General features: G+C 39.6%; 8 protein-coding genes. 5 read left to right on the forward strand and 3 right to left on the reverse strand.

The window, feature by feature from the left end:
* Positions 1–78: 78 nt before the first annotated feature.
* The 3 genes from mnmE to rsmG all read left to right on the forward strand — a co-directional run bounded on the left by mnmE (position 79) and on the right by rsmG (position 4,377).
* On the forward strand, positions 79–1,464 hold the full coding sequence (mnmE, locus tag E7B10_RS09015) for a tRNA uridine-5-carboxymethylaminomethyl(34) synthesis GTPase MnmE (RefSeq protein ID WP_287529206.1): 1,386 nt from the start codon (positions 79–81) through the stop codon (positions 1,462–1,464).
* 188 nt (positions 1,465–1,652) lie between these two features.
* The gene (mnmG, locus tag E7B10_RS09020) at positions 1,653–3,524 is read left to right on the forward strand and encodes a tRNA uridine-5-carboxymethylaminomethyl(34) synthesis enzyme MnmG (RefSeq protein ID WP_316055605.1); all 1,872 of its coding nucleotides are present in this window, start codon (positions 1,653–1,655) and stop codon (positions 3,522–3,524) included.
* A gap of 100 nt (positions 3,525–3,624) precedes the next feature.
* The gene (gene rsmG, locus E7B10_RS09025) at positions 3,625–4,377 is read left to right on the forward strand and encodes a 16S rRNA (guanine(527)-N(7))-methyltransferase RsmG (protein WP_287529208.1); all 753 of its coding nucleotides are present in this window, start codon (positions 3,625–3,627) and stop codon (positions 4,375–4,377) included.
* 304 nt (positions 4,378–4,681) lie between these two features.
* Here the strand turns inward: rsmG and E7B10_RS09030 are convergent, their stop codons facing one another.
* The 3 genes from E7B10_RS09030 to E7B10_RS09040 are packed head-to-tail and all read right to left on the reverse strand — an operon-like array spanning position 4,682 to position 8,812.
* The gene (locus tag E7B10_RS09030) at positions 4,682–5,539 is read right to left on the reverse strand and encodes a methylenetetrahydrofolate reductase (protein WP_316055606.1); all 858 of its coding nucleotides are present in this window, start codon (positions 5,537–5,539) and stop codon (positions 4,682–4,684) included.
* 21 nt (positions 5,540–5,560) lie between these two features.
* On the reverse strand, positions 5,561–7,996 hold the full coding sequence (locus E7B10_RS09035) for a homocysteine S-methyltransferase family protein (RefSeq protein WP_316055607.1): 2,436 nt from the start codon (positions 7,994–7,996) through the stop codon (positions 5,561–5,563).
* A 48-nt stretch (positions 7,997–8,044) separates the two neighbouring features.
* Entirely contained in the window at positions 8,045–8,812 is a 768-nt protein-coding gene (locus E7B10_RS09040; RefSeq protein WP_316055608.1) for a methionine synthase, read from the reverse strand.
* Between the two features lie 914 nt (positions 8,813–9,726).
* Here E7B10_RS09040 and E7B10_RS09045 point away from each other — a divergent pair.
* Both E7B10_RS09045 and E7B10_RS09050 read left to right on the forward strand, forming a co-directional pair.
* On the forward strand, positions 9,727–10,497 hold the full coding sequence (locus E7B10_RS09045; RefSeq protein ID WP_004698040.1) for a ParA family protein: 771 nt from the start codon (positions 9,727–9,729) through the stop codon (positions 10,495–10,497).
* Between the two features lie 182 nt (positions 10,498–10,679).
* Entirely contained in the window at positions 10,680–11,609 is a 930-nt protein-coding gene (locus E7B10_RS09050; RefSeq protein WP_316055609.1) for a ParB/RepB/Spo0J family partition protein, read from the forward strand.
* Positions 11,610–11,710 lie beyond the last annotated feature (101 nt).

Consider the following 11,710-nt stretch of genomic DNA (forward strand, 5'->3'; position numbering starts at 1 on the left):
GATTAGTTTAGTTTAACTTTCACAGGCGAAGAACATATACAAAAACAAATACTAGATAATCGAAATACGGAGATATGTATGTATATAGATGATACAATAGCGGCCATTGCGACACCGCCCGGCATCGGTGGGGTTGGTATTATTCGGGTCAGCGGCAAGGATAGTTTTCCTATTGTAAATAGCCTGTTCAAGAGCACTGGCACCGTTCCTTTGATGGACCGCCAAAATAGAACGATACAATATGGGACCATTGTGGACCCAGCGACGAACAAGACCATCGACGAGGTACTTGTACTATTAATGAAAGGGCCTCATTCCTACACGGCGGAAGATGTGGTAGAAATTCAGTGTCACGGTGGCATTGTACCGGTTCGACAAATTCTGAAACTCCTCGTCAATCACGATGTGCGCATGGCTGAGGCCGGTGAATTTACGAAGCGCGCCTTTATGAACGGACGTATCGACCTCACCCAAGCGGAGGCGATCATTGATATTATTGAAGCGAAAACGGAGGACTCCCTCTCCCTCGCTGTATCTCAGCTAGATGGGACTGTTTCGTCCTTTGTGAAAGATGTGCGAGAACAGCTCATCGCCATGATTGCTCATTTAGAGGTAACCATCGACTATCCTGAGGAGGATATCGAGGACGTAACGAGCCAAGAGGTTCGTGAACAGCTAGAGCCTATTTTGAAAGCCATGGATGATCTTTTGTCCACAGCGAATACAGGTCGCCTCATTCGGGACGGTATTACGACGGTTATTGTAGGCCGTCCAAATGCAGGTAAATCGAGCCTCATGAACGCTCTTTTGCGCGAAAACCGCGCTATCGTAACGGATATTCCTGGTACAACGCGGGACAGTATTGAAGAATATATGACCGTAGAAGGCATTTCTCTACGCCTCATCGATACGGCAGGTATTCGGGACACACAAGATACGGTAGAAGCCCTTGGTGTGGAGCGTGCTCGCGATTATATCAACAAAGCAGACATCGTGCTCTGCGTTATTGACGGATCTACTCCGTTAAACTCTGAAGAAATCGAAATTTTGACCTCTGTGAGCGGTTTAAATACTATCGTACTCCTCAATAAGTCCGACGTGGCACAAGTCGTTACAGATGAAAATATTAAAGAACACGGCACCTTTACAGCCATAGAACGCATTAGTGCTAAAGAAGGGGAAGGCTCTGCAGTTCTCTCTAAATGGGTACAAGATCTCGTCTATGGCGGTCGCGTAAAACAAGACAACAGCGCCATGATTAGTAACGTGCGCCACATTAGCCTTATGGAACAAGCAAAGGCACAAGTCGAACAAGCCCTCTCCTCCATCGACATGGGCATGCCAGTAGACTTTGTAGCTACCGACCTGCGCAGTGCCTGGGAACTACTAGGCGACATCACAGGCGATACCATCCGAGAATCCATGATCGACGAACTCTTCAGTCGTTTTTGTTTAGGTAAGTAAAAGCAGGGCAGTAGTCAATGGAGGAGCTTGCGACGACAGGGACACTGCATCGCTTTGGTCGGAGCGTGCAATTTTTCGAAGAAAAATGCTCAGCGAGCGACCTGTACTCTGGGCTATTCGGCCTCGTAGTTTGAATAAAATATACTTTCACAATAAGATAAGTAACAAATATAAGGAATTTAATTGATATGTACACAGTAGATAATTATGATGTCATCGTCATCGGCGGTGGTCATGCTGGTTGTGAGGCGGCTCTCGCCACTGCTCGCATGGGTCATCGCACGTTGATGGCGACCATCAGTTTAGATAATATTGCGCTTATGCCGTGCAACCCTGCCGTAGGTGGACCTGGTAAAAGTCATCTTGTTTACGAAGTTGACGCATTAGGCGGTCAAATGGGTATCAATGCGGATGCTACGGCTATTCAAATGCGTATGCTCAATATGGGCAAAGGACCTGCCGTTCATTCTTTGCGCTGTCAATCCGACAAGATTAAATATCAACATTTGATGAAACAAACATTGGAGAATACAGATAATCTCAATGTTAAGCAAATCATGGTGACTGAGCTTAAGGTTGAGGCTGGCAAGGTCACAGGTATCGTTACGGAACTTGGTGAATTTTATGGCGCTAAGGCGGTAATTCTTTGTACAGGTACCTATTTGAAAGGTAAAATCCTCATCGGCGATATCGATTATGTGGGTGGTCCAAATGGCCAACGTGTAGCGGAGCATTTCTCTCAATCCTTGCTCGATAATGGTGTTGAATTGATGCGCTTTAAGACGGGTACACCAGCACGTGTAGATAAACGTACTTTAAACCTCGAAAATATGGTAGTTCAAGAAGGCGATGCACATCATCACGCATTTTCCTTCATGGATGAATGGATTAACCGTAATGAAGATGTATGTTGGTTGACGTATACTAACAAAGAAACGCACGAAATCATTCATAGCAATATTCACCGCGCTCCTATGTATAGTGGCAAAATCGAAGGCGTAGGCCCTCGTTATTGCCCTTCCATCGAAGATAAAGTAGTGCGCTTTGCCGATAAAGAACGCCATCAATTATTCGTAGAACCAGAAGGTACGGGTACAAATGAAATGTACGTTCAAGGTATGAGTACATCCCTTCCTATGGACGTACAATATGCATTCTTGCGTACCATCCCAGGGCTTGAGAATGTTGAAATTATGCGCCCTGCCTATGCTATCGAATACGATTGCTTAAATCCAACACAATTGACACCAGCACTTCAAGTGAAACATATTGAAGGCCTCTACTCTGCGGGTCAAGCTAATGGTACATCTGGCTATGAAGAAGCGGCTGCTCAAGGCCTCATGGCTGGTATCAACGCAGCATTGTGGCTTGAAGGTAAAGAACCATTCATCCTTGCTCGCTCTGAAGCGTACATCGGTGTTCTCATCGATGATCTTGTAACAAAAGGTACAAATGAACCGTATCGCATGATGACAAGCCGCAGTGAATACCGCTTATTGCTTCGTCAAGATAATGCAGACATGCGTCTTACGGAAAAAGGCCGTGAAATCGGTCTTGTAAAAGATGATCGTTGGGCCAAATTTACAGCTAAAAAAGCTGCTATCGAAGAAGCAATGGACATGTTACGAAATACACCTGTCAATCCATCCAAGGAAACACAAGCTTTGCTTGAAAGTCTAGGTACAGCACCTATTAGAACAGGTATTCACGCTTATGATTTAGTAAAACGTAACGAACTCTCTTACGCCATCGTAGCCGATGCATTTGGTTTGAAACGCTATACACCTGATGTAGAGGAAACTGTTGACATTTCCATTACTTACGAAGGGTACATCAAGAAGCAAATGGAGCAAGTCGATAAGGTTCGTAAACTAGAAGAAAAAATTCTTCCAAAAGAATGGGATTATGCACAAATCAAGGGTATTTCCCTTGAAGCTCAACAAAAGCTCAACAAAATTCGCCCTCACTCCATCGGCCAAGCAAGCCGTATCTCTGGTGTATCACCTGCGGACGTATCTGTTCTGTTGATCCAACTCGAACAATACAACAGAAGTAAATAAAATAGCATGTAATAACATGCATTTTATATGAACTTTTTAGAAGATATTTCTTACAGATCTTATTGTCCTATACATATTAGACAATTCATTAGGTGTACTTATGAAAGAAAAATACGATGTGCCTATAGCACCTCAGTCTGAATTTGTTTCGTACATGATGGAGCAAATGAGCCATTTTGGCTTGCCTTGTACGGAAGAGCAAGCCAAAGACTTTTACATGTATTATGCGCATATGATTGAAACAAATAAATATCTCAATCTAACGGGTATTACGGATATGAAAGAGGTCGTGGTTAAGCACATGATTGACTCCCTCTCCTGTTATGATTCTGAAATTATCAAATCTGACATGACGATTATCGATGTTGGTACCGGTGCAGGTTTCCCTGGTATTCCATTGGCTATCTATGACCGTAGCCTCAAGGTTACCCTGTTTGATTCTTTGAAAAAGCGGCTTACCTTTTTGGAATCGGTTATAGATGAACTAAAACTGACGAACTGTACTACCTTACACGGACGTGCGGAGGATTTGAGTCATCAAGATTACCGTGAAAGCTTTGATATTGCTACGAGCCGTGCCGTGGCACGCTTGCCGATTCTTTTAGAATGGACTGTGCCATACGTAAAAGAAGGTGGATACATAGTTGCTTTAAAAGGAGCTATCTACGAAGAAGAAGTGAAAGAATCTAATAAAGCCCTTAGCACACTAAAAGCTACTATCGAAGAAGTAAGGACCGTTACTTTGCCAACCTTAGAGGATAAACGAGCAATCGTGTATATAAAGAAAATTGGAAAAACACCAAAACAATATCCACGAAAACCAAAAGAAATCAAAGACAAACCGTTAGTATGATTTTTACTAGTACATATTGTGTGAAACTTAATAAAACTAGCAATACAATACAAAACAAGTACAAAAAGAGGATGAAAATTTTATATTTGCATCCTCTTTCCTTTCATTAGGAATGACTTAGCTCGTTTTCTATCCCCCTCCCCACTACCTATTAAATGATATCGTTTACAACAACATTTTAAGGAGGAGTTATTTTGATATAGGATAAATTAGTTTAAATGAAAATAGAATACCTTTCCCTAAGGACGACTTAGCTCGCTTTGGAGTCCCTGGGAAAGGTATTCTATGCAAACATTAAAATGACTTATACGTGGTCAATAATATGTAACGTTGTATCGATATCATTTAAAGGCATGATATGTACGCCTGCTGCAATTTTCTTGATTTGTTCAAGTGTTTCGATAGCGATTTCTGTACCAGCCTCTTTACCACTTTTTTCCATGCGCTCCAATATTTCTTGAGTAAGGTTGATTCCAGGCACTTTTTCGTGGAGGTATGTGGCCATTTTAAAGCTTTTAAGTGGAATCAAACCGAGCATGATAGGTACATCGAATTCAGACATTTTGTCAATGTAGCGTTTTGCCTGTTCTAAATCGTAAATTGGTTGTGTTTGTACAAAGTGAGCGCCATTTTGAATTTTAGCAGCCAATTTTTGGCGTTCAATCTCTAAATCTGGAGCACCAGGATTACCAGTTGCACCGATGTAGAAGTTTGTAGGTGAGTCTAGGTCATTACCTGCAAGGTCTTTGCCTGCATTTAATGTCTTGGCGATATTGAGTAGTCCCATACAGTCGACTTCAAATACAGATTGTGCAAATGGATGGTCCCCGTTATCTGGTTTGTCACCAGTGAGGGTTAAAATATTATGCACACCCAACGCTGCTGCACCGAGTAATTCAGATTGCAAACCGATAATATTGCGGTCGCGGCATGTAAGGTGGAAAATGGTTTCAATCTCTTTGTTATGCTGTAACAAATAAGAAAGAGAAATTGGGCTCATGCGCATTTTGGACATAGGGCTATCAGCGATGTTGATAGCATCCACCTTCCCTTTTAAACGGGCTGCTTGTTCGAAGGTCTTTTCCGCAGAACTGCTTTTAGGAGGATCCAATTCAACCGTAATGGTGAACTGCCCTTGTTGATGTTTTTCTCTTAATGTCATCATGTACCTCGTTACTATAAATTATTTTTCTAGTGTTTCAAAAAAGTCGTTAGCGTGGTTAACAGCAGCGATGCCGTCTTTAGCGTAGATATCTGCGCCCGCTTGGTCTGCGTAGTCTTGAGATACTACGGCGCCGCCAACCATGACCTTAGTTTTAAGGCCTGCTGCACGGATAGCAGCGATGGTATTGTCTATTTGTGGCATTGTAGTCGTCATCAAGGAACAAATACCTACTAGAGCGGCTTTGTTATCTTTAATGGCTTGTACGATAATTTCTGGGTCAACGTCCTTACCAAGGTCGATGATTTTGTAGCCATTGTTTTCAAGTAATGCTGCTACGATATTTTTACCTAAATCGTGAATGTCGCCTTTAACTGTAGCCACGACAACGGTGCCTTTATCTAAGCTTTCACTAGCAGGAATAATTTCTTTAATGGTGTTGAAAGCAGCTTGCATTGTTTCAGCAGCAAGCATTACTTGTGGTAAGAATAATTTACCAGAGCCAAACTTATCCCCTACTACGTTCATCGCTTCAGATAAACCTTTTTTCGTAAGATCTAATGGATCGATACCATCTGCTAAGGCTTTTTTTACAAGATCAATGATAGCTTCCTTTTCGCCTTGTTCTACACATGCGCGAATATTGGCTAAAGGATCATTACTATCGAAGGATTTTTTATCTGGCCCTTTAGGTGCAGCGTTGCCTGGTGCACTTGTTTCGTCTTCGTATCCGTATTCTTTAATAAATTCAGCAGAACCTGGGTCCCAGCCTAAAAGTGTTGTACTAGATACAAAAGCTTTTTTGGCTGGATAATTTAGAGGGTTCATAATCGGTGTTGTTAAGCCACATGCAAGGGCCATTGTTAAAAACTGGCCGTTCAAGTATGGACGTTGAGGCATGCCAAAGGAGATATTAGACAAGCCCATTACTGTTGGGAAGCCAAATTTTTCTTTATATAATTGTAGTGTACGCAATGTTTGGCGTGCACTATCTTCACCGCTGGCAAGTGTTAATACCAATGGATCGAGTAATAAGTCATGTGGTTGAAGACCATAACCATACGCGCGATTTACGATGCTTTCAGCTAAAGCAACGCGGTCCTCTGCTTTTTCAGGAAGGTCACCACTGGATAATGGCAAGCAAAGCAATGCTGCACCGTATCGCTTAGCTAAAGGCATAACTTGAGTGATGGACTCCTCCTCCCCATTTACGGAGTTAATAAGCGCGCGGCCTGGGTAGTTTTTAAGAGCTACCTCCATAGCTGCTGGATCCAATGTATCGATAGACAATGGAGTTTCAACAAGCATGGATAATTCAAAGATTGCTCGTTCCATCAATGGAGTTTGATCCATGCCAGCTACGCCCATGTTTACATCGAGGATGTTTGCCCCCGCCTCTACTTGATCTAAGGCATCGCGCTTTACACGAATGAAAGAGCCATCGCGCAATTCTTGAGCGAGAACTTTACGACCTGTTGGGTTAATACGTTCACCAATGATAAGCGGTTTTGTATTGTGACCTAATTCTAACAATCTAGTACGGCTTGTAATAATTGTTTTAGGTTTGATATGAGCACGCTCTTTAGGTGTATGTGCTTTTACAGCATTGGAAATAGATTGGATATGAGCTGGTGTCGTACCGCAGCAACCACCAACATAACTAGCGCCTGCATCAACGATATCGAGCATCAATGGTCCCATTTCTTCTGCTGTAAGTGGGAATACAGTTTGTTTATTAATCAGTTGTGGCATACCGGCATTTGGTTGACAGCTGATTGGTAAGTTTGTAACACTTGCAATCTCTTCGATAAGTGGTCTAATTTGCTCGGGTCCAAGAGAACAGTTGATACCGATGATATCTGCACCCATAGCTTCTACGATAGTAGTTGCTACTGCAGGTGGTGTACCTGTAATGGTACGACCGTCTTCGCTGAAAGAAAATTGACAGATGATTTGTACATCTTTTTTCGTTTTGCCTGCTGCTTTGCGAGCATCTAGAGATGCTAATAAAGCGGCACGCATTTCTTGTACGTCAATAATGGTTTCAATGATGATGAAATCAACACCACCTTCGATTAAAGCCTCGGCTTGCTCGCGGTATGTGTCGTAAATATCATCAAAGCTCATATTGCCTAATGGTTGTAAGAAGCGGCCTGTAGGACCCATAGAGCCAGCTACACGGGCAGATGGTTTAACCTCTGCAATCGCTTCTTTGGCTACTTTTACAGCAGCAATATTTATTTCTCTTACACGATCTTGTAAGTCATAATCTTCTAGTTTAAGCCCACAAGCGCCGAACGTATTTGTTGTGATTACATCACTGCCATGTTGTAAGTATTGAGCGTGAATATCCTTTACTACTTCTGGCCTTTCTACGTTAAATAGCTCCGGACAATAGCCCTCTTCTAAGCCTGCGGCTTGTAGCATTGTGCCCATAGCACCGTCAAATATATACATAAACATCTTCCTTTAATAGTTTAAAATTAAAATGTTTCACGTGAAACATCACTCTGTTGGTTGACCTTTCATAGCGATACCAGAAATATCGGCAGTAGTTTTTCTACTATCCTCTTCTCCCCTATCCTTGTCGTTAACTGTTGCTTTCTCTGGTAATTTACGAGAAGCGCAGTCTTGTTGTGAACAAGATGTACAGCCTCTTTTTGTTTTAATATCTTCATTTGCTGGCATTAAACCGATGATAGCTGTTACAGATTTACGTGGGAATAATAAATAGTTCTCTGTAACTTGTAAGCCAATTAGCTCAGTTTTAATAATTTTAGCTAATTTAGGCTGAATCTCTAGTGGCCAATTGCCATAACCAGGACTAAAACGCCATGTTGGCTTATATCCCTGCTTCTTAGCAATCGTATTGATTACTTCGTTTACCTGATCAGCTACCTGTTCTACTGCAGTTGTAGCTGCTGCATCAAGTAATAAACCCACCGTATAATTACCTTGTTTAAATAACTGCTCACTACGAATTTCTACATCTTCACCTACTGTTACGCCTAATACGTATACCTTAGTAGATTTTTCTAAGTGTTTTTCGATAATAGACCCTTCAATTTTTAGGGGTGGATTACTTAAAATAGTCTTTGTTTCTGCATCGTAATCATATTCTTGATATACACCCTTAGGTGTTGCTAATAATTGGATTTCCTTACATGCTTCGTCAACATAGTTTTGTGGGAAATCCTCAGCGTGACGAAGTCCTGCGTATCGTTTTACTTCTGCTTTGTCGATGGCAGGAAGCATTCCGTTATAGATGGGCATAGAAACGCCTCCTCTTCAAAATAAAAAGCTCTGCGTGTCCGTAGAGCATGTGCTTACTGTTATCAATTGTATATAAATCTTATAAAGTAATTTTTCTAGACTCTTAAGATTATCAATCTAATTACTATCTAACTAATAGTATATAGATATGGATAATACCTGTCAAAGTATATAGGACCTGTATTCTCATATAATTTAGTAGTATATAGATATAGTTTGAAGTTATATCAAAATGCTTTTTTGGACATAAAAGTTATTGACGATAAAGTTTTTATGTATTTAATGTTAACTTTAATGTTTCACGTGAAACAATTTGTTAAATATGATCTGATTATATGTTGTTAAGCGTATATAAGAGTATAGTATTAAATTAATATATTACATTTCGTATATTATTGTTATATATACATGTTACCGATCAAAGTATTGTTACTTCATACCTTTCGCTAATGGTTTAGTTCTATAAATAAAAAAGATAATATAAAATAAATCTGTATATATTGAACTATTGGCATAGGATTTATATTAAAGTAATGGTTTTTTACTGTAAAATTTTTATTGATTTTACAATTTGATATTTTTGCGTTAGGCCTTAATTCTTAAATGTTTCACGTGAAACATTTAATCGTAAAATCTACAGAACATTTGATGTAATTTTTTTCTATTTAGTGTTGTAAATATATAATGAAAAAATAAATTGTTATGTTTCACGTGAAACAATAAAAAATAAGCGTTGTAATTATATTAATGAAGTTATTTACCTATAAGTTTATGGACATAATATAAATGTATGTGGAAAAATAATGTAGTAGATAAAAAATTAATGAGAAATTGATTTATAAATACCGTAATTAGCATTGTTTTATGTTATAATGGAAAAGAAATATTTTGAACGAAGATGTGAGGTGAATTAAGTGGGCAAAGTTATAGCTATTACTAATCAAAAAGGCGGTGTTGGTAAAACTACAACATCAGTAAATTTGAGTGCTTGTTTAGCTGATGCAGGTAAGAAAGTGTTACTGGTTGATTTGGATCCACAAGGTAATGCTAGTTCTGGGCTAGGTATTGAAAAGGATGATTTAGAGCTCTGTGTGCATGATGTTCTAATTGATGGAGAACCAATTGCTGATATTGTACAACCTACAATGCTTGAAAACTTATTTGTGGCGCCTGCAACAATTCAACTAGCTGGTGCTGAAGTAGAACTAGTTTCCGTTGTTTCACGTGAAACAATGTTGAAAAAAGCATTGGCGTCAGTGCGAGATACATATGATTTTATCGTTATAGATTGTCCACCATCTCTCGGATTATTAACATTAAATGCCTTCACTGCTGCTGATAGTGTGTTGATTCCAATTCAAAGTGAGTTTTACGCATTGGAAGGGGTTAGTCAATTAGTTAAAACGATAACAATTGTGCAACAAACATCCAATAAAGATCTTGAAATTGAAGGCGTACTATTGACTATGTTTGATGGCCGCACAAACCTATCTATTCAAGTAGCCGATGAAGTGAAGAAATTCTTTGGCAATAAAGTATATAAAACAATTATTCCTCGTAATGTACGTTTAAGTGAGGCGCCTAGTTATGGGGAGCCAATCATTGTATATGATCCAAAATCCAAAGGTGCTGATGTATATACGAAATTAGCTAAAGAGGTAATTAAAGCATCTAAAACTAAATAAGCACTAGAGATAAATAAGTACTAAAACTCAATAAATATATATTAAAGCGAAGTAAGTACCTAAAGGTAATAAGTATCTGTTATATGTATGTATCTAATGCTAAGTATATTAGTTTTTGGTGGTTTGTGTGATTTACATATTTTGAATTTGTAAATATTTGTAAGGCTGAGAGGGTTAGTTGTATGCCAAGAGAAATTAAAAGCAAGAAAAGCAAAGCGTCTGGATTGGGGAAGGGCCTTGAGAATTTGATGAAGGTTGACTCTGTAGAGTCTGTATTGCCTGATAAAGAGATACATGAACTGCCGATTTCTGAGCTAGTTCCAAATGTAGACCAACCACGTAAAAGTTTTGATGAGGATAGTCTAGCTACATTGGCCGAATCAATCAAGAATCTTGGTATTTTTCAACCTATTGTGGTTCGTAAACAAAAAAATAAATATCAAATTGTGGCTGGTGAGCGCCGTTATCGTGCTGCTATGATTGCTGGATTAAAAACAGTACCAGTTATTGTTAAAAAATATAATACCGAAGAAATGACAGAGGTTGCTCTTGTAGAAAACTTACAACGTGAAGGATTAGATCCCATTGAAGAAGCATTGGCTTATCAAGGATTGATGGATACCTATAAGCAAACGCAAGAAATGATTTCTGCTCGTCTTGGCCGTAGTCGTTCATATATTGCTAATATGGTTCGCCTTTTAAAATTATGTGATTCTGTACAAAAAGATCTTATTGAAGGTGATTTGACGGTTGGTCAAGCTCGTCCATTATTAGCTTTAAGAAGTGCAGCTCAACAAATGGAAGCAGCTGAACGTATTAAAGAGGGCGAGCTAAGCGCTAGACAAGCAGAGGCCCTTGTTAAGTCTATGCAAAATAAATCATCTAAAGCAAAGACTGGTAAACCCCAAAATACGGCAGAAGTTCGTGCTCTAATGGACCGTTTAAAACTAAGCTTAGGGTCCTCTGTGAATATTAAATTCCGTGCAGGCAAAAAGGTACAAGGAAAAATTGAAATTGCTTTCTCCTCTGAAGCTGAATTAGAAAGACTTATTGCATATATGGATGGGCAAGATCAAACAGAAGATGCGGAAACAATAGAGTTTAGAGTATAATTGGCTAGCAAAAGCAAAAGCAAAAGCAAAAGCAAAAGCAAAAGCAAAAGCAAAAGCAAAAGCAAAAGCAAAAGCAAAAGCAAAAGCAAAAGCAAAAGCAA

The organism is Veillonella sp. (assembly GCF_032470285.1).
Lineage (GTDB): Bacteria > Bacillota > Negativicutes > Veillonellales > Veillonellaceae > Veillonella.

Coding starts and splice junctions, on each gene's coding strand:
- mnmE (WP_287529206.1), top strand. CDS start 79: ATGTATATAGATGATACAATAGCGGCCATTGCGACACCGCCCGGCATC.
- mnmG (WP_316055605.1), top strand. CDS start 1,653: ATGTACACAGTAGATAATTATGATGTCATCGTCATCGGCGGTGGTCAT.
- rsmG (WP_287529208.1), top strand. CDS start 3,625: ATGAAAGAAAAATACGATGTGCCTATAGCACCTCAGTCTGAATTTGTT.
- E7B10_RS09030 (WP_316055606.1), bottom strand. CDS start 5,539: ATGACATTAAGAGAAAAACATCAACAAGGGCAGTTCACCATTACGGTT.
- E7B10_RS09035 (WP_316055607.1), bottom strand. CDS start 7,996: ATGTATATATTTGACGGTGCTATGGGCACAATGCTACAAGCCGCAGGC.
- E7B10_RS09040 (WP_316055608.1), bottom strand. CDS start 8,812: ATGCCCATCTATAACGGAATGCTTCCTGCCATCGACAAAGCAGAAGTA.
- E7B10_RS09050 (WP_316055609.1), top strand. CDS start 10,680: ATGCCAAGAGAAATTAAAAGCAAGAAAAGCAAAGCGTCTGGATTGGGG.